Raw genomic sequence first — 26386 nt, 5'->3', positions numbered from 1 at the left:
CGCTCCTCAGTTCAGATGGGGGGCGACCTCCGCACCGAAGGCCGCCATCTGGTCGGTGAGTTCGGTACGGCTCCGGGAGCGGAACCGGACCTGGATCTGGTGCACGCCCATGTCCCCGTACGCGCGCAGGGAGGCGGCGAGCGCCTCCGGGGAGCCGCTCAGGGTGCGGCGGCCGACGTCCCAGCCGGGGGCGCCGACGTACAGCGCCTCGGTGATGGCGCCGACCGTGATCGGCTCGGCGATCCCGGCGTCGGCGCGGAGCCGCAGGAGCCGCTGGATCTGGACGGCGAGCTTCTCGCGCGGGTCGCCCTGCGGCAGCCAGCCGTCACCCTTGAGCGCGGCCCGGCGCACGGCGGCCGGCGAGGAGCCGCCCACCCAGACGGGGACCCGCTCCTGGGCGGGCCGGGGCAACTGCCCGAGGTCCTTGAAGGCGAAGCGCTCGCCCAGGTGCTCGGGGTACTCCTCGGGGCCGAGGGCCGCCCGCAGCGCGTCGACGGTCTCGTCGAGCACGGCGCCCCGGCGCGCGAAGTCCACGCCGAGCGCCTCGAACTCCTCCTGTACGTGCCCGGCGCCGACGCCGAGGACCAGCCGGCCGCCGGAGAGGTGGTCGAGGGTCGCGTACGCCTTGGCGGTGACGAGCGGATGGCGCAGGCCGACGACGGCGACGTGCGAGAGGAGCCGGACGCGCCCGGTGGCGGCGGCGAGGAAGGAGAGCGTGGCGACAGGGTCGTACCAGACGGTGCTCATCGCCCCGGCGAGCCGACGCGGGATGGCGACGTGGTCGCAGCTCGCGAGGTAGTCGAAGCCGTGCGCCTCGGCGGCGCGGGCGACGGCGAGGAGATCCCCGGGCCCGGCGGCCGCCTCCCAGGGTTCGGCGTAGAGGGTGGACTGCGACTGGACGGGAAGCTGCATTCCGTAGACCACCATGGGACACCCCTTAACTGACGCTCCGTCAGAATCAGAAGGGCCCATCGTCACCGCCGCCACGCCATCAGGCAAGGGGTGCGACGGGGGCGACCGCCACACGGGATCGCACCGACGGGATCACCCGCACGACGTCCGGTAGGGCCGCGAGGCCCTACCGGGGCCGGCCCGTCCACCGGCCGGTCACGGCCGCCAGAGGCCCTCCGGGGTCAGCCCGAGGAGCTCGATCGCGTTGCCGCGGACGATCCGGTCGACGACGTCCGGCGCCAGGTGTCCCATCTGCGATTCGCCGACCTCCCGGGACTTGGGCCAGGTGGAGTCCGAGTGCGGGTAGTCCGTCTCGTAGAGGACGTTCCCGACGCCGATGGAGTCGAGGTTCTTCAGCCCGAAGGCGTCGTCGAAGAAGCAGCCGAAGACATGGCCGGCGAAGAGCTCGGACGGCGGGCGCAGGACCTTGTCCGCGACGCCGCCCCAGCCGCGGTTCTCCTCCCAGACGACGTCGGCGCGCTCCAGGATGTACGGGATCCAGCCGATCTGCCCCTCCGCGTACATGATCTTCAGATTCGGGAAGCGCTCGAACTTGCCGCTCATCAGCCAGTCGACCATCGAGAAGCAGCAGTTCGCGAAGGTGATGGTGGAGCCGACCGCCGGCGGGGCGTCGGCGGAGGTGGACGGCATCCGGCTGGAGGAGCCGATGTGCATGGCGATGACCGTGCCGGTCTCGTCGCAGGCGCGGAAGAAGGGGTCCCAGTGGTCCGTGTGGACCGAGGGGAGCCCGAGGTGGGGCGGGATCTCCGAGAAGGCGACGGCCCGGACCCCGCGCGCGGCGTTGCGGCGGACCTCGGCGGCGGCGAGCTCGGGGTCCCAGAGCGGGATGAGGGTGAGCGGGATGAGCCGGCCGTGGGCCTCGGGGCCGCACCACTCCTCGACCATCCAGTCGTTGTAGGCGCGGACGCAGAGCAGGCCGAGCTCGCGGTCGCTCGCCTCCGTGAAGGTCTGCCCGCAGAAGCGCGGGAAGGTGGGGAAGCAGAGGGCGGACTGGACGTGGTTGACGTCCATGTCGGCGAGGCGGTCGGGGACGGAGTGGGAGCCGGGCCGCATCTGCTCGTAGGTGATGACTTCGAGCCGTATCTCGTCCCGGTCGTAGCCGACGGCGGTGTCGAGGCGGGTGAGGGGCCGGTGCAGGTCCTCGTAGACCCACCAGTCGCCGATGGGCCCGTCGTCGCCCTTGGCGCCCATGACCGGGGCGAACTTGCCGCCGAGGAAGGTCATCTCCTTGAGGGGGGCGCGGACGATCCGGGGGCCGGTGTCGTGGAAGCGGGACGGGAGCCGGTCCCGCCAGACGTGCGGGGGCTCCACGGTGTGGTCGTCGACCGAGATGATCTTCGGGAAGGTCTCGGGCACTGTCTCCATGCTCTCCTCCATGCTCTCCATGGCCTTCACGGTAGCGCCGATCTGACGACCCGTCAGCTATCGTGGCGCACAACGGTCCGGCAACGACCCGGTTCCAGGCCCGCTCCGACCCCCGCTCTCGGCCGACCCGATGCTGACGGACTCCCTCCGGACAAGGCAGACTGTCCTGGGCGAAACCAGCGGTACGGGCAGGGGGAGCTATGGACCGTGAAGACGGGCCGCGAGTTCCGGTGCAGCGGGCTCCGAAGACGAGCGCGGGTGCCGACGCGGGCGCGAGCACGGGTTCCGAAGGCAGAACGAACACGGGTACGGGCACGGGAACGGGCCCTGACGCGGGCGCGGGTACGGGCCCCGATGCGGGCGCGGTTACGCGCCCTGGTGCAGGCGCGGTTACGCGCCCTGGTGCAGGCGCCCGCAGCGGCACCGGCACGAGCACGGAGCACGCGACCGGCACCGGCACCGGCACCGGCACCGGCACCGGCACCGAGCGTGCGACCGGCACCGGCACCGAACGTGCGGCCGGCACCGAGACCACGACCGGCGGTGAGCTGCGCTTCGGCGTGCTCGGCCCCGTGCGCGCCTGGCGCGACGGCGAAGCCCTGCCCACCGGCTCGCCCCAGCAGCGCGCCCTGCTCGCCGCCCTGCTCCTGCGCGGCGGACGCACCGCCACCGCCTCCGAGCTGATCGACGCACTCTGGGGCGAGGAACCGCCCTCGCAGGCCCTCGCGGCGGTACGGACGTACGCCTCCCGGCTCCGCAAGGCCCTCGACCCGAAGGTCCTCGTCAGCGAGTCCGGCGGCTACGCCCTGCGCACCAAGGCCCTGGACCTCCTCACCGCACAGGAACTGGCCGCCGGGGCCGAGAAGCTGCGGGCGTCCGGAGACCGGGCGGGCGCGCGGGCGCGGCTCGCCGAGGCCCTCGCGCTGTGGGACGGCGAGGTGCTCGCCTCCGTACCCGGCCCGTATGCCGAGACGCAGCGGACCCGCCTGGAGGAATGGCGGCTCACGCTCCTGGAGACCCGCCTCGACATCGACCTGGAGGTCGGCGCGCACGCGGAGGCCGTCTCCGAGCTGACCGCGCTGACCGCCGCGCACCCGCTGCGCGAGCGGCTCCGCGAGCTGCTGATGCTCGCCCTCTACCGGGGCGGGCGGCAGGCGGAGGCGCTCGCCGTGTACGCGGACACGCGCCGGCTCCTCGCCGACGAGCTCGGGGTCGACCCGACGCCCGAACTCTCCCGGCTCCAGCAGCGCATCCTCCAGGGCGACGCCGAACTCGCCCGCCCGGTCGAGGAGGCGGCCCCGGCCGCCGCACCCGTCGCACGCCCCGCCCAGCTCCCCGCCACCGTCCCGGACTTCACGGGCCGGACCTCCTTCGTACGCGAACTGGGCGCCCGGCTCGCGACCGCCGAGGGCCACGTCATGGCGGTCTCGGCGCTCGCGGGCATCGGCGGGGTCGGCAAGACGACGCTCGCGGTGCACGTGGCCCACGAGGCGCGGCGGCACTTCCCGGACGGGCAGCTGTACGTGGACCTCCAGGGCGCCGGCCACCGCGCCGCCGCCCCGGAAACCGTCCTCGGCTCCTTCCTCCGGGCCCTCGGAACGCCCGACTCGGCCATCCCGGACTCCCTCGACGACCGGGCCGCGCTCTACCGCTCGACCCTGGACGGCCGGCGGGTCCTGGTCCTCCTGGACAACGCCCGGGACGCGGCCCAGATCCGCCCGCTGCTTCCCGGCACGGCCGGCTGCGCGGCCCTGGTCACGAGCCGCATCCGCATGGTCGACCTGGCGGGCGCGCACCTGGTGGACCTGGACGTGATGTCCCCGGAGGAGGCGCTCCAGCTCTTCACGAGGATCGTCGGCGAGGAGCGGGTCCAGGCCGAGCGGGAAGCGGCCCTCGACGTGGTCGCGGCCTGCGGTTTCCTCCCCCTCGCGATCCGTATCGCGGCCTCCCGGCTGGCGGCCCGCCGCACGTGGACGGTCTCGGTCCTGGCGGCGAAGCTGGCGGACGAGCGGCGGCGCCTCGACGAACTCCAGGCGGGCGACCTCGCGGTCAAGGCGACCTTCGAACTCGGCTACGGCCAGCTGGAACCGGCCCAGGCCCGCGCGTTCCGCCTGCTGGGCCTGGCGGACGGCCCGGACATCTCCCTCGCGGCGGCGGCGGCGGTCCTGGACCTGCCGCTCTGGGACACGGAGGACCTCCTGGAGGCCCTCGTCGACACCTCGCTCCTGGAGTCGGCGGCTCCGGGCCGCTACCGCTACCACGACCTGGTCAGGCTCTACGCGCGTGCGTGCGCGGACCGGGACGAACAGCCCCCGACGGAGAAGGAGGCGGCGCTCTCCCGCCTCCTGGACTTCTACCTCTCGACGGCGGCGCGCGTCTACGCGATCGAACGCCCCGGCGACCGACTGGTGGACCACCTGGAACCGACGGCGTACGAGGGCCTGACCTTCACGGACCGCCACGAGGCCCAGGACTGGCTGTACGCCGAGGCCAACTGCCTCCTGGCCACGGTCCGCCAGTCGGCCTCGGCCCCCGGCACCCTCCGCCGCGCGGTGGACCTGCTGTGGGCGTCGCTGGACCTGGCGGAGTCGGGCGCGAACTCCAAGGAGTACGAGGCGGTGGCGACGGTGCTGCGGGAGGCCGCGGGCCGCACCGACGACACCCGGGCGGCGGGCCGTGCGGCGATCACGTCGGCGTACGTCCACCACGTGTCCGGACGGTTCGACCAGGCCGACCAGGAGGCCCGCGAGGCCATGGGCCTGGCCGACCGGGTCGACGACCGGATGCCTCGCTCCTGGGCGGCCAACACCCTCGGCGTCATGGCGGTCTACCGCAACCGGTACGAGGAGGGCGAGGAGTTCCTCAACCGGGCCATCGAGGAGTTCCGGGACTGCCAGGACGAACCGGGGGAGGCCAGCGCCCTGTGCAACCTCTCCCGGATCCACCTGCTCACCGGACGCACGAGCAGCGCCGTCGTCCTGGCCCGCCAGGGCACGGCCATGTACGACCGCATGGGCCATGCCCTGAAGGGCGCCAACGGCCGGTACGCCATGGGAGTCGCACTGACGCAGAGCGGCCAGCTCACCGACGCCTACGCCAGCCTGGCGGCGGCTCTGGACGTCTTCCGGGACAGTCGGCAGCGGCTGTGGGAGGGCATGACGCTGTTCCGCATGGCCGAAGTGGACGTCGCGGGGCGCCGATACGCGCAGGCGGCCTCCAGCGCGGAAATGGCACTGACCGTGCTGCGCGGGATCGGTGGCGAGTGGCGTCGCGGCAATGTCCTCACCGTGCTGGGCCGCGCCCTCACCGGCATCGGCCAGTCCGGCCGGGCCGAGGTCTGCTGGCGGGACGCGCTGGCCATCTACGAAGAGCTGCACTCCCCCGAGGCCACGGAGGTCCGGACTCTCCTCGCACCCGCCGCGGCCGCCTGACGGCCCGGATCACGGGACCGGGCTGGGCGTTCATCGTTCGTTTATCGCCGGAGGCCATGCTTCTCTTATCGATCCGTCGCCTCGGGGGGCAGACGGGTCGCCGAAGAGGCCGTCCAACCGGAGCACTAGGGTGAGCGGCCCTGTAGAGAGACCCCGCCCGGCAGTCCACGGGGGAACAGCCGGGCGGGCCTCGACGACCCATCTGTCTCAAGAAGAACCACGGGAGGTTGCGATGAGCGACGAATCGATCATCAAGCCGACGAACATTCACGTCACCGGCGGCGAGGCCGACATCGAGACCAAGAACATCCACGTCACCGGCGGCGAGGCCGAGGACGCCATCGCCGAGAAGATCGGCATCAAGAACATCCACGTCACCGGCGAGCCGGCTGCCGCCGAGACCGCCGCTCCGCTCGGCAACATCCACGTCACCACGGAGCCGGCCAAGTAGACCATTCCCGACGGGGAAAGGCCGCGGCGGCGACTTCGGGGGAGCCGCCGGGGCCCAGGGAGGTCCGGTCGACGGGGGAGCACACGGGCTCGGGGGACACCCGACGGAACCAGGGGGAACCGTCCGGGCAGGGCCCGTGCGCAACGCGATCGGACCACCGCACGAGGAGGGGCCGGGCAGCTGCCCGGCCCCTCCGGTGTGTACGGCGACGATCTCGCCGGGGTCCCGTCAGGCCTCCGGGCGGAGGAATTCGAGCCGGTTGCCGTGGCAGTCGGCGACGTAGAAGCGCCGGTGGCCGGGGAAGTTGTCGTCCCAGGTGACCTCGGTGCCCAGGGCCGTCAGCCGCGCGGCGAGCCCGTCGAGGTCGGCGACGAGGATGCCGGGGTGGCCCTTGCGGGCCGGGCGGAAGTCCTCCTCGACGCCCAGGTGGATCTCCAGCGCGTCCGACCGCACCCACAGCCCGCCGCGGGCCGCGAGGACCGGCGGCTTCCGGATCTCGGTCATGCCGAGGACGTCCACGTAGAACCGCCGGCACACCTCCTCCTCGCCCGGCGGCAGGCTGAGCTGCACATGGTGCAGTCCGAGCCCGAAGGGCGAGGTCGCCGCCGTGGTGTCGTAGGACAGCGCGTGTTCCCTGGCGTCGGTTGCCATGCCGTTCTCCCCCGTGGTCGATTCGCCACGAGGATAGTCACACCGAGGCGTCATCCGGACGGGCGAGCGCCCGTCGGGAAGCGAGCCGTCAGGCGCGCCCCGCGCGCCGAGTCCTCGATCGTGAGGGTGCCGCCGTGGTGGGTGGCGATGTCGCGGGCGATGGGGAGGCCCAGGCCCGCGCCGCCCGAGGTGCGGGTGCGCGAGGCGTCGAGGCGGGTGAAGCGGTCGAAGACGCGGGACCGGTCGGCGGGCGGGATGCCCGGGCCGTCGTCCTGCACGGTGAGCACCACGGAGGGGCCGTCCGTTTCGACGGTCACCCTGATCGCGGTCTCCGCGTGGCGGCAGGCGTTCGCCAGGAGGTTGCGGACGAGGCGCTCCAGGCGGGTCGCGTTGCCGTGGACGAGCGCCGGCGCCGGGGCCTCGCACGTGAGGAGGAGGCCCGTCGCGTCCGGGAGGTGCTGGTGTTCGCGGACCAGGTCCTCCGCGAGCGCCGCCAGGTCGACCGGCTCCCCCGCCGGCGCTGTCGCCCGGTGGCTCGCGAGGAGCAGCAGGTCGTCGGCGAGGGCCTGGAGCCGTACGACGTCGGCGGCGGCCTCCGCCACCACCTCCGGCCAGTCCGTCACCGAGTCCGGGTGGCGCAGGGCAGTCTCCAGCTGGGCCCGCAGGGCCGCGAGCGGGCTGCGGAGTTCGTGCGCCGCGTCCGCGACGAACTGCTGCTGGCGGGACGAGGCCTGTTCCAGGCGGTCGAGGGTGTCGTTCGTGGTGACGGCGAGCCGGGCGATCACGTCGCCCGTCGGCGGGACCGGGACCCGGCGGTCGAGGGACTGGCCCGTGATGTCGGCGAGTTCGCGCCGGATCGCCTCGACGGGCCGCAGCGCCCGCGCCGCGGTGACGTGGACGAGGACGCCCGTGAGGAGGGCGACGAGGGGCGCGCCGGTGGTGAGCGCGATCCAGTAGGGCTGCCCCGGCGCGTGGTCCGGCTGCGCCCGCCGCAGGACCTCGATGCCCGCCGCGAACAGCGCCCCGGTCGCGACCCCAGCCACCAGAGCCGTCCGGCTGCGGTACGGCAGCCGGTCCTCCCCGCCGCCTCGGCCTGCCCGACCGGCGAGGGTCGCCCCGCCGCCCAGCGCCGCCCACACGGCCGCCGCCGTCAGCAGCCCCGTCGAGGGGCCGATGAACATCAGGCCCCAGCGGTACGCCTCCTTCGCGACGAGCCACGGCTTGAGCGGGTTCTCCTGTTCGAGCCAGCGCGTGTACGTGAAGAGCAGCGCGCCCGACGTCAGGAAGGCGACCGCCGCCGCCCTGAGCCGTACCGCCCACGCGTGCCCGTGGGCGGCGAGCCAGCCGGCCGCGCCGACGGCCGCCGCGCCCCACAGGAAGCCCGGCCAGGCGAGGAACGCGATCTGCGGGCCCACCCGGTCGGTGTGGATCACCTCGGGGATCACCCAGGGGAGCGCCCCCACGGCGAGGTCCTCCGCCTGCAGCCAGATCACCGCCGCCGCGACGACCAGCGCCGCCGCGAGGCCCGCCGCCCACACCGGCCAGTACCGGTGGTGCCGCAGGACGGCGAGCGGGCCGCGCCGCCCCTGGCGTCCCCGCTGCTCAGCCACGGCCGCCACCCGTCACCCGGTACCCCGCCCCGCGCACCGTCTCGATCGTCTCGCGGCCGAAGGGCGCGTCGATCTTCTTGCGTACGGCCCTGATGTAGACGTGCACGATGTTCGGGTCGCCCGTGAAGTCCGCCGACCAGACCTCGTCGAGGACGTCGAGCGTGGGCACCACCTCGTCCTGGCGGAGCAGCAGGCAGTGCAGCACCGCGAACTCCTTCGGGGTGAGCGCGATCTGCGTCGTGCCCCGGCCGCAGGTCCTGCGCGCCGGGTCGAGCCACAGGTCGCCGCACTCCAGGAGCGTGCGGGTGCGGGCGCCGCCGCGGCGGAGGAGGGCGCGGAGGCGGGCCTCCAGGACGACGTACGAGAAGGGCTTCGCAAGGTAGTCGTCGGCGCCCGTGTCGAGGCCCTCGGCCTCGTCGTACTCGCCGTTCTTGGCCGTCAGCATCAGGACCGGCACGTCGTTGGACTCGGCGCGCAGCCGCGAGCAGACCTGGTAGCCGTTGAGACCGGGCAGCATGATGTCGAGGAGGACCGCGGCGTAGCGGTGCTCCCGGGCCAGGCACAGGCCGGTCACGCCGTCGTGGGCGACGTCGACCGTGTAGCCGACGGCCGAGAGTCCGCGCCGCAGGGAGGCGGCGATCCTCTCCTCGTCCTCGATCACCAGTACGCGCATGGGATCGAGTATCGCCGGGCCGCCGGAAGCGGGGCTGAGTAAATCCTCAGGTCTCCTCAGCGGCACCTCAGGGGTCGTCGCCGAGGCTCCCCGCATGGCCCTGATCACCGCTTCTCCCCCCGCTCGCCGCACATCTCGCCCCGCCTCCCTCCCCCGCACCGTCCCCGCGCTCCTCGCCGCCGCCTTCTTCGCCGTGTTCGCCGTGTTCGCGCTGCGCGAGCACGCCCGCTTCCGGACGACCGGATACGACCTCGGGATCTTCGGGCAGGCCGTGCGCGCCTACGCGGAGGGGCGGGCGCCCGCCTCCGGGATACGGGCCGCGACCGCCCCGCCCGGCTTCGCCGCCGACGCGTACCCGCTCCTCGGCGACCACTTCCACCCGGTCCTTGCCCTCCTCGCGCCGCTCTACCGGATCGCCCCGCACGTCGGCACGCTCCTCGTCGCGCAGGCCGCGCTCGTCGCCCTCGCCGTGTACGTCCTCGCCCGCACCGCCCAGCAGCACCTGCCGGAGCGACGGTTCGCCGCGCCGGCGGTCGGGACGGCCTGCGGGCTCGGCTGGGGAGTGCAGCAGCTCATCGGCTTCGACTTCCACGAGGTCGCCTTCGCCGTGCCCCTGCTCGCCCTCGCCTGCCGCGCCCTCCTCGACGGGCGGACCCGCGCCGCCGCGTGCTGGGCGGCCGCCCTGCTCCTGGTGAAGGAGGACCTGGGCGCGACCGCCGCCGTCTTCGGGCTGCTGCTCGCCCGTCAGGACCGTCGCACCGGACTCGCCCTCACGGCCGGGTCCGTGCTCGGCACGGTGCTGATCGTCTACGGGGTGATCCCGGCCTTCGCGCCGGACGGGCGGTATCTGTACGCGGGCCAGGTCACCGGTGCGTACGGGCTCCTCGACGGCTGGCACGTGAAGGTGCTGACCGTCCTGCTGCTGCTCGCCGTGACCGGCGGGCTCGTCGTGCGCAGCCCGCTCGCCCTGCTGCTCCTGCCGACCCTGGCCTGGCGGTTCACCTCCGCCAACCCGGCCCACTGGGAGCCGGGCCTGCACTACTCGGCGGTCCTCGTGCCGATCGCGCTCGCCGCCCTCGTCGACGCCCTGCGCCGGGGCGTACGGCTGCCGCTCTCCGTGCCCGTGGCCGTCGCGCTCCTGCTGCTGCCCACGCAGCCCCTGGCCTCGCCGGCCACGCCGGGCTTCTGGCGGACGAGCCCCCGGGAGGCCGCGGCCCGCGAGGCCCTGGCCCTCGTCCCCGACGGGGCCCGGGTCGCCGCGAGCAACAGTCTCGCCCCGCACCTGACCGACCGGACGACCGTGCACCTGGTCGCGGACGGGGTGCTCGGCCGGAGCCCCGCCGTGGAGTGGGTCGTGGCGGACCGGACGGACGCCTGGCCCGCGGGAGCGGTCGGGCGCGTGCTGCGGCAGGCCGCGGGGGACGGCGGGTGGCGGGTCGTGCGGGACGAGGCCGGGATCGTCGTCCTCGTCCGTCAGCGGGGTCAGACGCGCTGAACCCGCACGTGCGGGGGACACAGCTTGGTCATGTCGTCCTCGTCGGAGGTGAACACCGTCACGAGCCCCCTCTGCCGCCCCGCGATCACCGCGAGCGCGGCGTCGATCGCGTACTTGTGTCCATGAAGGCCGGCGTTCTTCAGGACGCTGATCGCCGAGTCCGCGATCTCCTCCGTGACCGGTTCGACATTGATCCGGGAGAGGAGCCACCTCCAGGCCGGGTACGGGACCTTGGAGTGGTAGGCCTCGATCATCGTCATGGAGCTGGTCGCCACGCGAACGCCGACGCCACGCGCATCCTTGAGACGAGCCTTCATCACGGGGTCGCCGAGCACCGCCCTGGAAAGCCCCTCGCTGTCCAGGACGTAACAGATCTCGGTCATGCGGCGTCCGCCCGCCGCTCCTCCGGGACGTCGGACTCCGCGCGCTCACGCGCCACCCGTTCCTCGTGCCAGCGGATGATCTCCTGCCGCTCGGCCTCGGCGGCCGCCAGCTCCTCCTTGGTGACGGGGCCGAATTCGGTCTCCATCCAGTCCACCAGCTCCCCCAGCCGGTCCTGCTCCCGCTGGCGCTGTATGGCCTGCGTGACATACGCGCTGAAGCCGCCCTGCCCCACCTCGCGGCGGATCTCCTCGGCAAGCTCTTCAGGCAGGGTCACGGTGTACTTCTTCGTTGCCATACCAGTCACCATACCATCGCGCGAGTGATCCACATCACACGGCCTGGCGGTCCCGCAGCTCCCCCTTCACCACCTTCCCGCTCGCGTTCCTCGGCAGCTCCGTCACGAACTCGACCTCCCGCGGCACCTTGTAGTTCGCCATCTCCCGCCGCGACCAGGCGATCAGGTCGTCCGCCGTCACCCGCGCCCCCGCCCTGCGCACCGCGAAGGCCTTGCCGACCTCGCCGAGCCTCGGGTCGGGGATGCCGACGACCGCGACGTCCGCTATGTCGGGGTGCAGGCCGAGAAGTTGCTCGATCTCGGCCGGGTAGGCGTTGAAGCCGCCCACGATGAACATGTCCTTCAGCCGGTCCGTGATCCGCAGGTTCCCCGCCTCGTCCAGGACCCCGACGTCCCCGGTGCGCAGCCAGCCGTCCTCGTCGATCGCCGCCGCCGTCGCCTCCTCGTCCTCGAAGTAGCCGCGCATGACGTGGTGGCCGCGGACGAGGACCTCGCCGGTGGGCGAGAGCCTGACCTCGGTGTCGGGGATCGGGCGGCCCGAGGTGGTGGCGACGGTCTCGGCCGGGTCGTCGCGGCGGCACATGGTGACGATGCCGCTCGCCTCGGAGAGGCCGTACGCCGTGAGGACCGTGCCGATCCCCAGCTCCTCGCGGAGGCGTTCGACGAGCCGCAGGGGGACCACCGCCGCACCCGTCACGACGAGGCGGAGCGAGGAGAGGTCGTGGGCCGCCCGGGCGGGGTGATCCAGGAGCGACTGGTGGAGGGTGGGCGGCCCGGGCAGGACGGTGATGCGCTCGGCGGCGATGTTGGCGAGGACGGTGTCCACGGTGAAGACGGGCTGCGGGACGATCACCGCGCCGCGCATCAGGCAGGCGAGGATCCCCGCCTTGTAGCCGAAGGTGTGGAAGAACGGGTTGACGACGAGATAGCGGTCGCCCTCCCGGAGGCCGGCGAGCTCGGACCAGACCTCGTAGCAGCGCAGGCTCTGGGCGTGGCCGATGACGGCCCCCTTGGGCCGGCCCGTGGTGCCCGAGGTGTAGATGATGTCGGAGGGGTCGGAGGGGGCGATCGCGTCGACCCGGGCGCGGACCCGCGCGGCCGGGACCCGGTCGCCCTCCGCGAGGAAGGCCTTCCAGGTCGTCCAGCCCGTGTCGTCGGGCGCGGTGTCGCCGAGGACGACGGCCTTCTCCAGGTGCGGGAGCGCGATGCCCGAGCGGCGCAGGGAGGCCACGTACGAGGTGCCGAGGAAGGTACCGGTGACGAAGAGCAGGCGGGCCCGGGAGCGCTGGAGGACGTAGGCCGCCTCGGTGCCCTTGAAGCGGGTGTTCAGGGGGACGAGGACGGCGCCGGCGGTGACGGCGCCGAGCGCCGAGACGATCCAGTCGAGGGTGTTGGGTGCCCAGATCGCCACCCGGTCCCCCGTCCGTACCCCGGTGGCGATACAGGCGGCCGCCGCCCGCTCGACGCGCTCGCCGAGTTCGGCGTAGGTGACACGGACGCGTCCGTCGACGACGGCCTCCCGCTGCCCGTACCGCTCGGCCGCCGCCCGTACGAGCCCGGGGATCGTGCCCCACTCCAGGTCGCCGCGCATACCCACCCCTCCCTGTAGCTGACTATCCGTCAGATTAGTTGTAACCTGACGCGCTGTCAGTAGTGCTGCCCCAGAAGGAGGTACGGTGCTCAAGGACGCCACGGCCATCGTCGGCATAGGACAGACCGCCTTCGCGAAGAACCTGCCCGAGTCCGAGAAGGCCCTCGCCTGCCGGGCGATCCTCGCGGCCCTCGACGACGCCGGGATCGACCCCTCCGAGGTCGACGGCTTCGCCTCGTACACGATGGAGGAGACCGACGAGGTCGAGGTCGCCAAGGCCATCGGCGCCGGCGACGTCACCTTCTTCTCCAAGGTCGGCTACGGCGGCGGCGGCTCCTGCGCCACCGTCGGCCACCTCGCCGCCGCCGTCGCCACCGGCCAGGCCAGCGTCGGCGTCGCCTGGCGCTCCCGGAAGCGCGGCTCCGGCCCCCGCCCCTGGAAGAACACCGCCGCCCAACTGCCCACCCCCGGCCAGTGGACCCGCCCCTTCGGGCTGCTCCGCCCCGCCGACGAGATCGGCATGCTCGCCCGCCGCTACATGCACGAGTACGGCGCCACCCGCGACCACCTCTTCAACGTCGCGCTCGCCTGCCGCAACCGCGCCAACCAGAACCCCGCCGCGATCATGTACGAGCGGCCCCTGACCCGCGAGATGTACATGACCTCCCGCTGGATCAGCGAACCCCTCTGCCTCTTCGACAACTGCCTGGAGACCGACGGCGCCCTCGCCTGCGTCATCGTCTCCGCCGAGCGGGCCCGCGACTGCCGCCAGAAGCCGGTCTACGTCCACTCCGCCGCCCAGGGCCTGCCCGCCCAGCACCACGGCATGGTCAACTACTGGAACGACGACCCGCTCTCCGGACCCGCCTGGACCGCCGCCCGACACCTCTGGAAACAGGCCGACTTCGGCCCCGAGGACGTCGACGTCGCCCAGATCTACGACGCCTTCACCCCGCTCGTCCCGCTCTCCCTGGAGGGCTACGGCTTCTGCGGGCGCGGCGAGGGCGCCGCATTCACCGAGGGCGGCGCCCTGGAGATCGGCGGCCGGCTGCCCCTCAACACCGGCGGCGGCGGACTGAGCGAGGCGTACGTCCACGGCTTCAACCTCATCAACGAGGGCGTGAAGCAGCTCCGCGGCAGCTCCACCGCCCAAGTGCCCGACGCCGCCACCTGCCTGGTCACGGCCGGCGAGGGCGTCCCCACCTCCGCGATCCTCCTTCGAGCCTGAGGAGCCGAGACACCATGCCGATGCTGACACCCGTCGCCGACGAGGACGGCGCCCCCTTCTGGGAGTACACCGCCCGGGGCGAGCTCCGTGTCCAGGCCTGCGCGGCGCCCGACTGCGGCGAGCTCCGCTTCCCGCCCCGCCCCTGCTGCCCGCACTGCCACTCCTTCGACAGCGAGTGGCGGCTCATGTCCGGACGCGGCCGCATCTGGTCGTACGTCCTGCCCCACCCGCCGCTCCTGCCCGACTACGCCGCCCAGCCCGGGTACAACGCGGTCCTCGTCGAACTGGCCGAGGCCCCCCGCATCCGCCTCGCCGGCAACGTCGTCACCGCCCCCGACGCCCCCCTGAACTCGCTCGACCCGGGCCGGCTGCGCATCGGCGCCCCGGTGAAGGTCGCCTTCGCCGAGGTCGACGGCGTCACCGTCCCCCGCTGGCTCCTGGAGCGCGGCTAGATGACCGTCCGCGTCGAACGCGACAAGGAGACCGGGGTCGCGGTCGTCACCCTCGACCGGCCGGAGAAGCACAACTCGATCACCCTGGACATGGCCCGTGAACTCGCCGCCGTGTGGAAGGGATTCCGGTACGAGGACGAGATCCGCGCGATCGTCGTCACCGGGGCCGGCGGGCGGGCCTTCTGCACGGGGATCGACCGGGACGCCGTCGGGAACATCCCGCAGCCCTCGTCCCCGTACACGATCGACGACCCCCTCCTCACGATCGGCCCCAAGGCGAACGACCTGTGGAAGCCGGTGATCGCCGCCGTCGAGGGCATGGCCTGCGGCGGGGCGTTCTACCTGCTCGGCGAGGCCGAGTTCCTGGTCGCCGGAGAGGACGCCACCTTCTTCGACCCGCACACCACCTACGGGATGGTCAGCGCCTTCGAGACCATCCACATGGCGCAGCGGATGCCCTACGGGGAGATCGCCCGGATGGCCCTGATGGGCAGCGCGGAACGGGTCTCGGCCCGGCGCGCGTACGAGACGGGGCTCGTCTCCGAGCTGACCCCGGCCGGCGGGGCCCTGGAGGCCGCCCTGCGGGCCGCGGCCGTCGTCGCCGCGCACCCGACCGAGGCCGTCCAGGGGACGGTCCGGGCGCTCTGGTCGGTCACGGAGGCATCCCGCACCCCGGCCCTCGCCCACGCTCCGCACCTGGTGGCGCTGGGGAACCTGCCACCGGAACGTCAGGCGGCGCTGTTCACCCGGCGGGGGGCGGGGTTCAGGACGCGGTAGCGGACGGCGTCGCGGTCGCGGAGGGCGTAGCGGCCTCGGACGGCGTAGCGGTCGTGTCGGAGCTCCGGCGCACGTCGTACACCCAGCAGTCCTTCACCCGGCCGACGGCCTTCGGGGTCTTCATCTCGACCTCGAAGGTCTTCGTCCCGCCGCCCTCGACGGTGACGAGGGCCTCGGTCGAGTCCACCGCGGACCCCGTGGAGCCCTTGAACTCCAGGGTGACCTCGAACGTCTCCGTGTACGCGCTCTTCGAGGTGATCCGCAGGGTCGCCGAGGTGTCCGCCTTCCGGGCCGGCTTGCCCTTGCGCTTCTTCTGCGCGGGCTTCACGCAGTCGACGACCACGACCTCGGCCACCGCGCGGGACGCGGTGGGGGTGGGCGCCGTCGTCTGCGATCCGGAGCCGCCCGAGCCGCTGTAGTCGTCGTTGCCCTTCTCGTCGCTGGAGCAACCGCCGCCCGAGTCGTCGTCGCCGCCGCGGCTCTTGCCGCTCTTGCTCTTCCCGCTCCCGCCACCACTGCTGCTGCCGTGGCCGGTCTGGAAACCGGTCAGCGCGAGCACCACCACCGTGAGCGTCGCCGCCATCTTCAGGCGCGTGCGCACCATCGGTCCTCCTCGTCCTGTCGTGTCCGCGCCACCCTAGGGCATGTTCCGGGCCGCAAATGGCGGGCCCCCCGCACCCGGCGTAGCGTCGGGAACGAGAGCCGGACCCCGTCTAGGAGGCCGAACGATGATCCGCAATGTCATCGGCTCGGTCCTGGCCCTCACCGGAGCGACGGCCGCCGTCTGGAGCCCCTTCCGTGCCTGGTACGACGGCCGTCACGGGCGCGACTACGCGATCGACGAGCTGTTCACCGGCATCACGGATGCGAAGTCCGAGGTCATCGGCTCGATCCTGCTGCCCTTCGCCTTCGCCGCCCTCGTCGCGGTCCTCGGGGTCGTCCTGCGCTCCCGGCTGCTCGTCGCCCTCGCCGGGCTCGTCGTCCTCGGCTTCACGATCTTCTGGATGGTGCGCGTCGGGCAGGCCGAGGGCAGCCTCGTGATCTCCGGCGACGGTACGGGCCTGGGCGACGGGGTCGCCAACGCCTTCGGCGGCGGGGTGCTGCTGCTCCTCGGCGCGCTCGTCATGTCGGGCCGGACCCGCACGCACCGGGTGGACCGCGTGGACCACGGGCCGCGGCCCACGCATCCCACGCTGGACGGGCCGCCGCCCGTCGACGACGTCACCGACGAGCCCCGGCACCCTCCGCAGGCCTCGACCCCGTACGGCGCCCCGACCCAGCCCTACGACGTCCCGACCTGGGACCCGGACCGCGACGGGCCCCCGCAGCGCTAGCGGGGAGCCGTCGTCCGGCGGGAAGCCGCCGTCAGCGGGGCGCGGACCCCCTGCCCGTGGCCGTGCCCTTGACCGCGTCGAGCGCGTACACGCAGCGGTCCTTGCTGCACGCGTACACGACCCCGCCCTTCGCCACCGGGGAGCCGGTGATCTCGCCGCCCGTCGCGAGCTTCCAGCGCAGCTGGCCGCCGGTCGCGTCCAGCGTGTAGAGGACGTGGTCGGCGGAGCCGAAGTGCACCCGTCCGTCGGCGACGACCGGGGAGCCGACGAGCTCGCCGCCCGCCGCGAACCGCCACCTCGGGGTGCCGGTGACCGCGTCGAGCGTGTAGAGCGCGCTGCCGCTGCCCACGTGGACGTTCCCGTCGGCGACGAGCACCGGCTCGGCCGACTGGCGCGGCTCGGTCGCGATCCGCCACCGGTCCTGGCCGGTCGTGGCGTCGAGCGCGTACACCGTGCCGAGATGGTCGGAGAGGTACACCCCGCCGCCCGTGACGGCCGGGCCCGGCGCGAAGGCCGGCGGGGAGAGGAAGACGGCGGGCGCCTCGAAGTGCCAGCGGACGTGCCCGGCGGCGATGTCGATCGAGAGGACCCGGGTGCCGGCCGAGACATACACGCAGCCGTCCTCGGCCGGCGCGACCCGCACGGGCACGTTGGCACAGGAGGCGGCGTCGCCGATGGGGTACGACCAGCGCTCGACACCCGTCCGGGCGTCGAGGGCCTGGAGCCGGGCGTCCTTCCAGACGTACACGGTGTCGCCGTGCACGGCGGGCCCCGCCTCCGGGGTCTCGAAGTCGGTCTGGGCGCCGGTGACCTCCCACAGCTTGGCGCCGTTGGAGGCCTCCCAGCCCTGGACCCCGCCACCGCGCGTCCCGGTGACGACCGTGCCCCGGTCCACCCGGAGGGAGTACACCCAGGCGTCCGTGTGCAGCCGCCAGCGCTCGCTGCCGTCGGTCGCGTCGAGCGCGTACAGCGTGGGCCCGTCGGAGGCATGGATACGGCCCGCGGAGACGGCCATCGACCAAGCCACGTCCCGGGTCTTGAACTGGCGCCGGCCGCTCCCGGTGTCCAGGGCGTGCACCTCGAAGGAGGTCACGTAGAGCAGGTCGCCGTCGACGACCGGGGTGCCCCAGACGTCGTTCGACATCCGGAAGCGCCAGGGCCGCCAGGGGCCGGGCTCCGGCGGCTGCGCCGGGGCGGCGTCCCCCTGCGGGGGTACGGCGACGGGGCGGGAGCCGGGCAGCGGGCCGGGCTCGGCGCCGTGCGGGCCGCCGGCGGGCGGCCTGATCCAGCCGGTCGCCGGGCCCGCGTCGGCGCTCCGGCCGACGGCGAGCGCGGCCCGGGTGTCGGAGACCCGGGGACCGGGGCCGATCGGCACGGTGGCGCCGCCCAGCCGGACGGGACCGCCGGCGCTCTCGGCGGGACCGGCGTGCCGGCCGCCGAGGTGCGCGGGCTCGGGCTGCCTGCCGCCGACGTGGGAGGGCTCGGGCCGTCCGGGGCCGGGCTCCGGGGAGCGCGGGTCGCCGGACCAGTCGGCGGGCTCACGGGGCGGGCGCGGCGGCATCGGCGGGGCGGTCGGCCCGGGGACCGGACGGCCGCCGTTGCGCCGCTCCTCGATCATGGCGGTGGCGCGGTGCGGCAGCCAGGCCGAGGCCGTGCCGCTGTCGTCGCTGCCGGGACCGAAGAGGTGCGGGGCGAGCTGGGCCTGGAGGTCGGCCGGGCTGGGTCGCCGGGTGACGTCCATCTGCATGCAGGAGTCGATGAGGGGCCGGAGCTCGTCCGGCAGGCCCTCCAGGTCCGGCCCCTCCCGGAGCAGCATGAAGACGGTCTCGACCGGGTTGGCGCCGTGGAAGGGCGCGTGGCCGGTGGCGGCGAAGACCAGCATCGAGCCCAGCGAGAACACATCGCTCGCGCCGGTGACGCTGCGCGAGTCGCGGGCCTGCTCGGGCGACATGTAGGCGGGGGTGCCGACGGCGACATTGGTCATGGTCAGGCGCGTGTTGGAGACGCCCGACGCGATGCCGAAGTCGATCACCCGGGGACCGTCCTCGACGACGAGGACGTTGGAGGGCTTGAGGTCGCGGTGGACCAGGCCCGCACCGTGGATGGACTGGAGGGCCTCGGCGACACCGGCAGCGAGCCAGCGCACGGCCTGGGCCGGGAGCGGCCCGCACTCGTTCACTATCTCTTCGAGGGAGGGCGCGGGGACGTAGGCGGTGGCCAGCCACGGCACGGCGGCACGCGGGTCGGCGTCGACCACGGCGGCCGTGTAGAAACCCGAGACCGCCCGGGCGGCCTCCACCTCCCGGGTGAAGCGGACCCGGAACAGCTGGTCCTCGGCGAGCTCCGTACGCACGGTCTTGATCGCCACGCGCCGGCCCGAGGCCGAGCGAGCGAGATAGACCAGGCCCATTCCGCCCGCGCCGAGCCGGCCCAGCACTTCGAAGGGCCCGATACGTCTCGGGTCGTGCTGCGTCAGCTGTTCCACTTGCCTGCCACCTCCCCGTACGGGCCATGAGGGTACGGCCCCGTGGCCCTGATTCTTCCTGTCCGAGGGCCTGGTTGCGAACCCGGGGGCGGATCGGGGTGTCACACCTCATATCGGAGCCATCCGGAGCGGATGCCTCACGGTGTGGCGGACGGCTCCGAGAGGACGGCGAAGCGGGCGCCCTGGTTGTCGTGGAGGACGGCGATGCGGCCGTGCGGGGTGTCGAAGGGCGGGGTGGCGACCCGGCCGCCGAGCCGGACGGTGGTCTCGCAGGCCTCGTCGCAGTCGACGACGACGAAGTAGACGAGGACGTGGCCGGGCATCTCGACGGGGAAGTCGTCGGAGATGACCGCGCGCCCTCCGAAGGCGCTGTCGTCGCCGGGCCGGGAGCCGGGGGGCGACCAGACGCGGTAGTCGAAGCCGGGGTCCCGGCCCTCGTCGCCGGGGTCGGCCTGGCGGCCGAGGTAGCCGAAGACGGTGGCGTAGAAGGTGTCGACGGCGTCCGGCCGGCGTGTGTACACCTCCATCCAGCAGAAGGCGCCCGGCTCGTTCGTCTTCTCGAAGCCGTCGTCGTCGCCGGCCTGGCGGAGACCGAAGACGGCGCCGCCGGGGTCGGCCGCGAGCGCGAGGACGCCGAACGGGCCGACCGGGTAGGGCTCCATGACCATCTGCCCGCCGGCGTCCTTGATCCGCTGGGCGAGGGTGCCCGCGTTCTCGGTGGCGAGGTAGACGGTCCAGGTGGTGGGCATGCGGCCGTCCCGCTTGGGGAGGAGCCCGGCGACCCGGCGACCGTCGAGGAGGGCCTCGTCGCGGTCGGCGTCGAAGGTCCAGCCGAAGAGCTCGCCGTAGAAGCGCTTGCCCGCTTCGAGATCGGGAAGCTGCGCGTCCACCCAGCAGGGGGTGCCCTCAGTGCGTACGGCCATGGCTCCACGCTAGGACGGTGAGGGGCCTCCCGCACGCCCTGACATGCGAACATAAAGGCGATTTATACCCCGGGAACCCTTGGGGCGCTTGAGTTGTCCACCGAAGTTGTCCACAGGCTGTTCATAAGCCAATCCGGGCAAGGGCCTCCACCGGCCGATCCGGCGAACGCGGCGACCCGTCCGCCGCCGTGGCTTGAACCCGCCCCTCCACCCCGGACCGCGGGCCCCCGCCGGCGCACCGCGCCGACCTCGTGGAACGCCCCCGGAACAGGGCCGCACCCCATTTGCAGTCGGCCGAATCGCGCGCCGATCCCCCCTCGGTAAGCTGACGGCATGACAGGACAAGTACGCACCGTCGACGGCCGCGTGGCCGGACGACGCGGTCAGGCGACGCGGCAGAAGCTGCTCGACTGCCTCGGTGAGATGCTCAGCTCCTCGCCCTACCGGGACGTCAAGGTCATCGATGTGGCCCGGAAGGCGGGTACTTCACCCGCGACGTTCTATCAGTACTTCCCGGACGTCGAGGGTGCGGTTCTCGAGATCGCGGAGGAAATGGCCAAGGAGGGCGCCGGGTTGACCGAGCTGGTCTCCGGCCGCTCCTGGGTCGGCAAGGCCGGCTGGCAGACCTCCGAGGAACTCGTCGAAGGCTTCCTGGACTTCTGGCGCAAACACGACGCGATCCTCCGTGTCGTGGACCTCGGTGCCGCCGAGGGCGACAAGAGGTTCTACAAGATCCGCATGAAGATCCTGAACTCGGTCACCAACTCCCTCACGGACGCGGTGAAGGAGCTCCAGGCCAAGGGCAAGGTCGACAAGGAGGTCAACCCGGCCGCCATGGCGGGCTCCCTGGTGGCGATGCTGGCCTCGGTCGCCGGCCACCAGAAGGGCTTCCAGACCTGGGGCGTCAAGCAGGCCGAACTCAAGCCGAACCTCGCCCTCTTGGTCCACCTGGGCATCACCGGCAAGAAGCCGACCAGATAGCCCTTCCCTCCTCCACCCGTCCTGTCGTCGACGCCGACGGCGGTCCCGCCCCGCCCCCACGGAGCGGAGACCGCCGTCGGCGTCGGCGTTTCCCGGGCCGGGGGTCCGGCCGGCCCGTCGGCGCCCGGTCAGCGCCGGGTCAGCCGGAAGAGTCTGATCTCGCGCTCCACCCGCTGCTGGTACGTGGCGTACGGCGGCCAGAACTCCAGCGCCGCCTTCCAGGCCGCCGCCCGCTCCTCCCCCGCGAGGAGCTCCGCCCGTACGGGGATGGACTCGCCCCGCCAGTTGACCTCGACGTCCGGGTGGGCGAGGAGGTTCGCCGTCCAGGCGGGGTGACCCGGGCGGCCGAAGTTGGAGCCGATGAGCAGCCAGCCGCCGTCCGGCTCCGGCATGCAGGCGAGCGGCGTCACCCGCGGCAGCCCGCTCCTCGCACCCCGCGCGGTGAGGATCACCCCCGGCAGCATCCGGGCGCTGAGCAGCACCTTTCCCCCGGTCAGCCGGTGCACGGCCTTGTCCATCGCCGGGATGACGTGCGGGGCGATCCGGGCGAACGTCCGGGTCGAGGACACCTTCTGCATCAGTCTCACGCCGACGGGCATCTACGCCGCCACCTCTCCGAAGAGTCCGGTCCGCTCCGCCGCCCGGGCGCGCAGCCGCCGGGCGGGGCCGAAGAGCAGTTCGTCGGAGGCGGCCCGCCGGTAGAAGTGCCGTGCCTCCCGCTCCCCGGTGGTGCCGCCGCCGTGGAGCCGGACGCTTTCGCCCGCCGTGGCGCTCAGCGCCTCCAGGGCCTGGGCGAGCGCGAGCGGCCCGCCCTCGGGTCCGGGTCCGGGCTCCCGGGCCGCGCAGTACGTCAGGGAGCGGGCGGCCTCGACCCGGACGTAGAGGTCGGCGAGGGTGCTCCTGGCCGCCTGGAGGGAGCCGGCGGGCCGGCCGGGGCGGGCGCCCGGGCCGAGGCCGGCGATGGCCCGGTCGAGCGCCGCGCCGGCCGCGCCGACGGCCTCGGCGGCGAGCATCACGGCGGCGGTGCGGCCGGTGGCGGCGAGCGCGCCGAGGACGTCGGCCGGTTCCTCGCCGAGGAGTTCGGCCTCGGCGTCCCGGAGTTCGAGGGTGGCGTGGGGGCGGGTGAGGTCGAGGGCGGCGCCCCGGGTCCGTACGAGCCCGGGGATCCCGCCGTCCCGCCCTCTCACGAGGAAGAGCAGCGTGCGGCTCCGGGCGAAGCCGCCGGTGTGGGCGGCGACGATGAGCAGGTCCGCGCTGTGCCCGTCGAGGACCTGGGCGGCCTCGCCGTACAGCCGCCAGCCCCTTCCCCCGCTCCCGGCCTTGCTCTCGTCCCTGCCCCCGCTCCCGGCCGTGCTCCCGGCGGGGCCCTCGTCCCTGCCCCCGCTCCCGCCGTCGGCCACGGCGCGCGCCTGGATCCCGCCGGCGCGGCCGCCGCCCGACCAGTCCTCCGCCGTGTTGTCGCCGGTCAGGCCGAGGGCTAGCGCGAGGGAGCCGCCCGGGACGGCGAGGGCGCAGGTCAGGCTCCCGTCGATGACGCGCGGGAGGAGTTCGGCGCGCTGGGCGGGGGTGCCGAGGGCCGCGATCAGCGGGGCGGCGAGCACGGCGGTGGCGAGGAGCGGGGAGGGTGCGAGGGTGCGGCCGGTCTCCTCGCAGGCGAGGGCGAGTGCGGCGGGTCCGTGGCCGCCGCCTCCGTACTCCGCGGGGAGGGCGAGTCCGGCGAGGCCGAGGGTGCCGGACAGCCGGGCCCAGAGCTCGGGGTCGTACCCCTCGGGGGTGGCGGTGGCGGCGTGGTTCTCCTCCGGTCCGGTCCGTTCGGCGAGCACGTCCCGCAGGGTGCGGCGGATCTTCCGCTGCTCCTCGGTGAGCGCGAGCGCGGCTTCGGGTGCGAAGGCTTCGGGGTCGGCGTCTGCCGCTGTGGCGGCGTCGGCTGCTGTATCGGCGGCGTCCATGGAGCTCCCTCCGTATCTGACGGTCCGTCATGCTAGGGCGGTACAGTGCCGGTTGCCCAGAGAAGCGCCGGTCCCGATTCAGCAAATCTGATGTACCGTCAGATTCATGGTCGCCACTCCACGCAGCCCCCGCCGCGTCGCCGTCGTCGGCGTCTCCCTCTCCGACTGCGGACGCGTCGACGAGGCCACTCCGTACGCACTCCACGCCCAGGCCGCCCGGCGCGCCCTCGCGGACAGCGGCCTCGACCGCTCGCTGATCGACGGCCTCGCCTCGACGGGGCTCGGCACGCTCGCCCCGGTCGAGGTCGCCGAGTACCTGGGCCTCCGCCCCCGCTGGGTGGACTCGACCGCCGTCGGCGGCGCCACCTGGGAGGTCATGGCCGCGCATGCCGCCGACGCCATCGCCGCCGGCCACGCGAACGCGGTGCTGCTCGTGTACGGCTCCACCGCGCGCGCCGACATCCGGGCCCGGCGCCGCACCGCGAACCTCTCCTTCGGCTCGCGCGGCCCGCTGCAGTTCGAGGTCCCGTACGGACACACGCTGATCGCCAAGTACGCGATGGCCGCCCGCCGCCACATGCACGAGTACGGGACGACCCTGGAGCAGCTCGCCGAGGTCGCGGTGGAGGCGCGGGCGAACGCGGCGCTCAACCCCGAGGCGATGTTCCGGGACCCGATCACCGTCGACGACGTCCTGGACGGCCCGATGATCGCGGACCCGTTCACCAAGCTGCACTGCTGCCTGCGCAGCGACGGCGGCTGCGCGGCGCTGCTCGTCGCCGAGGAGTACGTGAAGGACTGCCGGACGTCCCCCGTCTGGGTCCTCGGCACGGGCGAGCACGTCTCGCACACCACGATGTCGGAGTGGGAGGACTTCACCGTCTCCCCGGCGGCGGTCAGCGGCCGGCTCGCCTTCGAGCGGGCGGGGGTGCGCCCGGCCGATGTCGATCTCGCCGAGATCTACGACGCCTTCACCTATATGACGCTGGTGACGCTGGAGGACCTGGGCTTCTGCGCGAAGGGCGAGGGCGGCGCGTTCTTCGGGGAGAAGGGCCGGCTGCCGGTGAACACGGACGGTGGCGGGCTCTCGGCCTGCCACCCCGGGATGCGCGGGCTGTTCCTGCTGGTGGAGGCGGTACGGCAGTTGCGCGGCGAGGCGCCCGGACTCCAGGTGCGGCGGCCGGACGGCTCGCTGCCGCGGCTGGCGGTGGCCTCGGGGACGGGGGGCTGGTTCTGCTCCTCGGGGACGGTGGTGCTGGGGCGCGACTGACCCGGCAGTCGCGGCCTCGGCCCGGCCGTCCAAGAATCTATACAAGCGTCATAGACAGTCGTGTAGGACATCCGTATAGTCATGTCTGCGGGCAGGGGAACGGCCCGCAGACACCCGACAAGGAGTCCTGCCATGAACAGCACCGCGAACACCGCCGCGAAGCCCGCCAAGACCGTCCTCATCTCCGGAGCCTCGGTCGCCGGCCCCGCCCTCGCCCTCCAGCTGCACCGCTACGGCTTCACCCCCACCGTCGTCGAGCGCGCCCCCGAGCTCCGCACCGGCGGCTACAAGGTCGACATCCGCGGCACCGCGATCGAGGTCTGCCGGCGGATGGGGATCCTCGACGAGATCCGCGCCAAGTCCACCGACATGCGCGGCGGTTCGTACGTCGACGACGCCGGCCGGACCATCGGCGAGCTGCCCGCCGACATCTTCGGCGGACGCGTCGAGGAGGACGACGAGCTCATGCGCGGCGACCTCGCCCGCATCCTGTACGAGCGCACCCGGGACAACGTCGAGTACCTCTTCGACGACTCGATCGCCGCCCTCGCCGAGGACGCCGACGGAGTGACCGTCACCTTCGACAGCGGCACCGTCCGCCGCTTCGACCTCGTCGTCGGCGCAGACGGACTCCACTCGAACACCCGGAAGCTCGCCTTCGGCCCGGAAGAGCGGTTCAAGCGCCACCTCGGCGCGTACATCTCCATCTTCACGGCCCCCAACCACCTGGGCCTGGACCGCTGGGAGACGTACCACGCCATCCCGAAGAAGCTGCTCTGCGTCTACAGCTCCTCCGGCGAGACGGACGCCAAGAACCTCTTCATCTTCTCCGCGCCCGAGGACGTCCCCTACGACCTCCGGGACGTCGCCGACCAGAAGCGGCTGCTCGCCGACACCTTCGCGGGCGACGGCTGGGAGGTCCCCCGCCTCCTGGAGCACGCGGCCGACGCCGACGACTTCTACCTCGACTCCATGTCACTCGTCGAGATGGACCGCTGGTCCCGGGGGCGCGTCGTCCTCCTCGGCGACGCCGCCCACTGCTCCTCCCCCGCCTCCGGCCAGGGCACCGGCCTCGCCCTCACCGGCGCGTACGTCCTGGCGGGCGAGCTGGCCAGGGCGGGCGGCGACCACACGGTGGCCTTCGCCCGCTACGAGGAGCGGATGCGGCCGGGCGTCGAGCAGAACCAGAAGATGGCCGAGGGCTTCGTCAAGGAGATGACCGTCGACTCGAAGTGGAAGATCGCCCTGCGCATGTTCATGGTGCGGACCCTGCCGAAGACCCCCTGGAAGAACCTCATCGCGAAGAAGATCCGCGACGGGATCCAGGCCGCGGCCAACGCGGTCCCGATCGAGGACTACACCGCGCCCACCGGCACCCCGGCGGCCCCGCACCCTACGGTGACCGCATGACCGACTTCCACCACGCCCTCCGCTCGCTGCGGGTCTGGGACACCGAGCTCCCCTCCTTCGACCCGGCGGGCGCCCCGCCCGAGCCCCTCGCTCTCTTCCACGACTGGTTCACGGCCGCGGTCGCGGCCGGCCAGACCGAGCCGCACACCCTCTCCCTGGCCACCGCGGACGAGGACGGCAGGCCCGACGTCCGAACGGTGATGCTGCACGGCGCCGACGAGCGCGGCTGGCACTTCGCCTCGCACGCCACCAGCGCCAAGGGCCGCCAGCTCGCCGCCCGCCCCGAGGCCGCGCTCGGCTTCTACTGGCCGGCCCAGGGCCGCCAGGTCCGGATCCGGGGCCACGTCACCACCGGCACCCCCGAGGAGGCGTACGAGGACCTCCACGCCCGCACCACCGGCGCCCTCGCCTCGGCGCTCGTCGGCCGGCAGAGCGAGATCCTGGACTCCCCCGAGACCCTGGCTCAGGCGAGCGAGGCGGCCTGGCACCGCGCCGAGACGGAACCGGACGCCCCCTCCCCCACCTGGACCCTCTACGTGGTCGAGCCGGCCGAGGTCGAGTTCTTCCAGGGCGACGCCCGCCGCCGCCACCTCCGCCTCCGCTACCGCCGCGACCCCGCGACCGGCACCGGCTGGCTCCGCGAGCTGCTCTGGCCGTGA

Annotated in this window: 24 protein-coding genes; 11 read left to right on the top strand and 13 right to left on the bottom strand. The window is 73.5% G+C overall.

Annotated features, from left to right (window positions below; genetic code table 11):
- Positions 1–6 precede the first annotated feature (6 nt).
- On the bottom strand, positions 7–927 hold the full coding sequence (locus SGA01_RS20470; RefSeq protein ID WP_055642915.1) for a TIGR03619 family F420-dependent LLM class oxidoreductase: 921 nt from the start codon (positions 925–927) through the stop codon (positions 7–9).
- Between the two features lie 180 nt (positions 928–1107).
- A complete protein-coding gene (locus SGA01_RS20465; protein WP_371866091.1) occupies positions 1108–2349 on the bottom strand; it encodes an amidohydrolase family protein in 1242 nt (413 codons plus the stop codon).
- Between the two features lie 188 nt (positions 2350–2537).
- Here SGA01_RS20465 and afsR point away from each other — a divergent pair, with 188 nt between their 5' ends.
- Both afsR and SGA01_RS20455 read left to right on the top strand, forming a co-directional pair.
- A complete protein-coding gene (gene afsR, locus SGA01_RS20460) occupies positions 2538–5768 on the top strand; it encodes an SARP-family global regulator AfsR (RefSeq protein ID WP_229918171.1) in 3231 nt (1076 codons plus the stop codon).
- Positions 5769–6000: 232 nt separating this feature from the next.
- On the top strand, positions 6001–6219 hold the full coding sequence (locus SGA01_RS20455) for a hypothetical protein (protein WP_141297890.1): 219 nt from the start codon (positions 6001–6003) through the stop codon (positions 6217–6219).
- Between the two features lie 228 nt (positions 6220–6447).
- On the opposite strand, the gene SGA01_RS20450 is transcribed toward SGA01_RS20455, so the two are convergent.
- The 3 genes from SGA01_RS20450 to SGA01_RS20440 are packed head-to-tail and all read right to left on the bottom strand — an operon-like array spanning position 6448 to position 9153.
- Entirely contained in the window at positions 6448–6870 is a 423-nt protein-coding gene (locus tag SGA01_RS20450; RefSeq protein WP_174867394.1) for a VOC family protein, read from the bottom strand.
- A 50-nt stretch (positions 6871–6920) separates the two neighbouring features.
- The gene (locus SGA01_RS20445; protein WP_141297889.1) at positions 6921–8480 is read right to left on the bottom strand and encodes a sensor histidine kinase; all 1560 of its coding nucleotides are present in this window, start codon (positions 8478–8480) and stop codon (positions 6921–6923) included.
- A complete protein-coding gene (locus SGA01_RS20440; RefSeq protein ID WP_141297888.1) occupies positions 8473–9153 on the bottom strand; it encodes a response regulator transcription factor in 681 nt (226 codons plus the stop codon). Before SGA01_RS20440 ends, SGA01_RS20445 begins: the two co-directional genes overlap by 8 nt.
- Here SGA01_RS20440 and SGA01_RS20435 point away from each other — a divergent pair.
- A complete protein-coding gene (locus tag SGA01_RS20435; protein WP_141297887.1) occupies positions 9152–10648 on the top strand; it encodes a DUF2079 domain-containing protein in 1497 nt (498 codons plus the stop codon). The genes SGA01_RS20440 and SGA01_RS20435 overlap by 2 nt on opposite strands.
- Here the strand turns inward: SGA01_RS20435 and SGA01_RS20430 are convergent.
- From SGA01_RS20430 to SGA01_RS20420, 3 genes are read right to left on the bottom strand one after another with little or no spacing between them, the layout of a single operon-like run.
- Positions 10636–11031 carry a hypothetical protein gene (locus SGA01_RS20430; protein ID WP_141297886.1) on the bottom strand — a complete coding sequence of 132 codons (396 nt, stop codon included), beginning with the start codon at positions 11029–11031 and terminating at the stop codon, positions 10636–10638. The genes SGA01_RS20435 and SGA01_RS20430 overlap by 13 nt on opposite strands.
- Positions 11028–11327: a hypothetical protein gene (locus SGA01_RS20425; RefSeq protein WP_141297885.1), complete on the bottom strand. Its 300-nt coding sequence runs from the start codon at positions 11325–11327 to the stop codon at positions 11028–11030. Before SGA01_RS20425 ends, SGA01_RS20430 begins: the two co-directional genes overlap by 4 nt.
- 34 nt (positions 11328–11361) lie before the next feature.
- Positions 11362–12918, bottom strand: coding sequence for a FadD3 family acyl-CoA ligase (locus SGA01_RS20420; RefSeq protein ID WP_141297884.1), 1557 nt, complete (start codon positions 12916–12918; stop codon positions 11362–11364).
- Between the two features lie 85 nt (positions 12919–13003).
- Between SGA01_RS20420 and SGA01_RS20415 the strand changes: the two genes are divergently transcribed.
- The 3 genes from SGA01_RS20415 to SGA01_RS20405 are packed head-to-tail and all read left to right on the top strand — an operon-like array spanning position 13004 to position 15375.
- Positions 13004–14146: a lipid-transfer protein gene (locus SGA01_RS20415; protein ID WP_141297883.1), complete on the top strand. Its 1143-nt coding sequence runs from the start codon at positions 13004–13006 to the stop codon at positions 14144–14146.
- Between the two features lie 20 nt (positions 14147–14166).
- Positions 14167–14598 carry a Zn-ribbon domain-containing OB-fold protein gene (locus tag SGA01_RS20410; protein WP_141297921.1) on the top strand — a complete coding sequence of 144 codons (432 nt, stop codon included), beginning with the start codon at positions 14167–14169 and terminating at the stop codon, positions 14596–14598.
- Positions 14599–15375 (top strand): enoyl-CoA hydratase/isomerase family protein, encoded by a 777-nt coding sequence (locus tag SGA01_RS20405; RefSeq protein ID WP_141297882.1) that lies wholly within the window; start codon positions 14599–14601, stop codon positions 15373–15375.
- Here the strand turns inward: SGA01_RS20405 and SGA01_RS20400 are convergent.
- Entirely contained in the window at positions 15362–15979 is a 618-nt protein-coding gene (locus SGA01_RS20400) for a hypothetical protein (RefSeq protein ID WP_141297881.1), read from the bottom strand. The two genes, SGA01_RS20405 and SGA01_RS20400, sit on opposite strands and share 14 nt — an antisense overlap.
- 124 nt (positions 15980–16103) lie before the next feature.
- Between SGA01_RS20400 and SGA01_RS20395 the strand changes: the two genes are divergently transcribed.
- The gene (locus SGA01_RS20395; RefSeq protein ID WP_141297880.1) at positions 16104–16709 is read left to right on the top strand and encodes a hypothetical protein; all 606 of its coding nucleotides are present in this window, start codon (positions 16104–16106) and stop codon (positions 16707–16709) included.
- Between the two features lie 31 nt (positions 16710–16740).
- On the opposite strand, the gene afsK is transcribed toward SGA01_RS20395, so the two are convergent.
- Both afsK and SGA01_RS20385 read right to left on the bottom strand, forming a co-directional pair.
- The gene (gene afsK, locus SGA01_RS20390) at positions 16741–19194 is read right to left on the bottom strand and encodes a protein serine/threonine kinase AfsK (protein ID WP_141297879.1); all 2454 of its coding nucleotides are present in this window, start codon (positions 19192–19194) and stop codon (positions 16741–16743) included.
- A 137-nt stretch (positions 19195–19331) separates the two neighbouring features.
- Positions 19332–20117 carry a VOC family protein gene (locus SGA01_RS20385; protein WP_141297878.1) on the bottom strand — a complete coding sequence of 262 codons (786 nt, stop codon included), beginning with the start codon at positions 20115–20117 and terminating at the stop codon, positions 19332–19334.
- A 333-nt stretch (positions 20118–20450) separates the two neighbouring features.
- On the opposite strand from SGA01_RS20385, the gene SGA01_RS20380 reads away from it, so the two are divergent.
- The gene (locus tag SGA01_RS20380; RefSeq protein WP_055642901.1) at positions 20451–21098 is read left to right on the top strand and encodes a TetR family transcriptional regulator; all 648 of its coding nucleotides are present in this window, start codon (positions 20451–20453) and stop codon (positions 21096–21098) included.
- A 128-nt stretch (positions 21099–21226) separates the two neighbouring features.
- Here SGA01_RS20380 and SGA01_RS20375 read toward each other — a convergent pair whose 3' ends face one another.
- Together SGA01_RS20375 and SGA01_RS20370 are read right to left on the bottom strand one after the other, a co-directional pair.
- On the bottom strand, positions 21227–21697 hold the full coding sequence (locus SGA01_RS20375; RefSeq protein ID WP_141297877.1) for a nitroreductase family deazaflavin-dependent oxidoreductase: 471 nt from the start codon (positions 21695–21697) through the stop codon (positions 21227–21229).
- Positions 21698–23047, bottom strand: a complete 1350-nt coding sequence (locus SGA01_RS20370; RefSeq protein WP_141297876.1) for an acyl-CoA dehydrogenase family protein — start codon at positions 23045–23047, stop codon at positions 21698–21700.
- Between the two features lie 106 nt (positions 23048–23153).
- Between SGA01_RS20370 and SGA01_RS20365 the strand changes: the two genes are divergently transcribed.
- The 3 genes from SGA01_RS20365 (at position 23154) to SGA01_RS20355 (ending at position 26386) form a co-directional block, all read left to right on the top strand.
- Complete coding sequence (locus tag SGA01_RS20365; RefSeq protein WP_141297875.1) at positions 23154–24317, top strand: thiolase C-terminal domain-containing protein; 1164 nt, start codon at positions 23154–23156, stop codon at positions 24315–24317.
- Between the two features lie 132 nt (positions 24318–24449).
- Positions 24450–25727, top strand: coding sequence for an FAD-dependent monooxygenase (locus tag SGA01_RS20360; protein ID WP_141297874.1), 1278 nt, complete (start codon positions 24450–24452; stop codon positions 25725–25727).
- Positions 25724–26386 carry a pyridoxine/pyridoxamine 5'-phosphate oxidase gene (locus tag SGA01_RS20355; protein ID WP_141297873.1) on the top strand — a complete coding sequence of 221 codons (663 nt, stop codon included), beginning with the start codon at positions 25724–25726 and terminating at the stop codon, positions 26384–26386. Before SGA01_RS20360 ends, SGA01_RS20355 begins: the two co-directional genes overlap by 4 nt.

Origin of the sequence: Streptomyces gardneri, from assembly GCF_006539185.1 — a bacterium.
Lineage (GTDB): Bacteria > Actinomycetota > Actinomycetes > Streptomycetales > Streptomycetaceae > Streptomyces > Streptomyces gardneri.
This window is presented reverse-complemented; position numbering and strand designations above follow the sequence as displayed.

Bases quoted from the DNA above. Each gene is read 5' to 3' on its own strand.
- SGA01_RS20470 (WP_055642915.1), bottom strand. From the start codon at position 927: ATGGTGGTCTACGGAATGCAGCTTCCCGTCCAGTCGCAGTCCACCCTC.
- SGA01_RS20440 (WP_141297888.1), bottom strand. From the start codon at position 9,153: ATGCGCGTACTGGTGATCGAGGACGAGGAGAGGATCGCCGCCTCCCTG.
- SGA01_RS20425 (WP_141297885.1), bottom strand. From the start codon at position 11,327: ATGGCAACGAAGAAGTACACCGTGACCCTGCCTGAAGAGCTTGCCGAG.
- SGA01_RS20380 (WP_055642901.1), top strand. From the start codon at position 20,451: ATGACAGGACAAGTACGCACCGTCGACGGCCGCGTGGCCGGACGACGC.
- SGA01_RS20420 (WP_141297884.1), bottom strand. From the start codon at position 12,918: ATGCGCGGCGACCTGGAGTGGGGCACGATCCCCGGGCTCGTACGGGCG.
- SGA01_RS20455 (WP_141297890.1), top strand. From the start codon at position 6,001: ATGAGCGACGAATCGATCATCAAGCCGACGAACATTCACGTCACCGGC.
- SGA01_RS20355 (WP_141297873.1), top strand. From the start codon at position 25,724: ATGACCGACTTCCACCACGCCCTCCGCTCGCTGCGGGTCTGGGACACC.
- SGA01_RS20400 (WP_141297881.1), bottom strand. From the start codon at position 15,979: ATGGTGCGCACGCGCCTGAAGATGGCGGCGACGCTCACGGTGGTGGTG.
- SGA01_RS20410 (WP_141297921.1), top strand. From the start codon at position 14,167: ATGCTGACACCCGTCGCCGACGAGGACGGCGCCCCCTTCTGGGAGTAC.
- SGA01_RS20465 (WP_371866091.1), bottom strand. From the start codon at position 2,349: ATGGAGGAGAGCATGGAGACAGTGCCCGAGACCTTCCCGAAGATCATC.
- SGA01_RS20405 (WP_141297882.1), top strand. From the start codon at position 14,599: ATGACCGTCCGCGTCGAACGCGACAAGGAGACCGGGGTCGCGGTCGTC.
- SGA01_RS20365 (WP_141297875.1), top strand. From the start codon at position 23,154: ATGGTCGCCACTCCACGCAGCCCCCGCCGCGTCGCCGTCGTCGGCGTC.
- SGA01_RS20375 (WP_141297877.1), bottom strand. From the start codon at position 21,697: ATGCCCGTCGGCGTGAGACTGATGCAGAAGGTGTCCTCGACCCGGACG.
- SGA01_RS20395 (WP_141297880.1), top strand. From the start codon at position 16,104: ATGATCCGCAATGTCATCGGCTCGGTCCTGGCCCTCACCGGAGCGACG.
- SGA01_RS20435 (WP_141297887.1), top strand. From the start codon at position 9,152: ATGGGATCGAGTATCGCCGGGCCGCCGGAAGCGGGGCTGAGTAAATCC.
- SGA01_RS20430 (WP_141297886.1), bottom strand. From the start codon at position 11,031: ATGACCGAGATCTGTTACGTCCTGGACAGCGAGGGGCTTTCCAGGGCG.
- afsR (WP_229918171.1), top strand. From the start codon at position 2,538: ATGGACCGTGAAGACGGGCCGCGAGTTCCGGTGCAGCGGGCTCCGAAG.
- SGA01_RS20450 (WP_174867394.1), bottom strand. From the start codon at position 6,870: ATGGCAACCGACGCCAGGGAACACGCGCTGTCCTACGACACCACGGCG.
- SGA01_RS20370 (WP_141297876.1), bottom strand. From the start codon at position 23,047: ATGGACGCCGCCGATACAGCAGCCGACGCCGCCACAGCGGCAGACGCC.
- SGA01_RS20385 (WP_141297878.1), bottom strand. From the start codon at position 20,117: ATGGCCGTACGCACTGAGGGCACCCCCTGCTGGGTGGACGCGCAGCTT.
- SGA01_RS20360 (WP_141297874.1), top strand. From the start codon at position 24,450: ATGAACAGCACCGCGAACACCGCCGCGAAGCCCGCCAAGACCGTCCTC.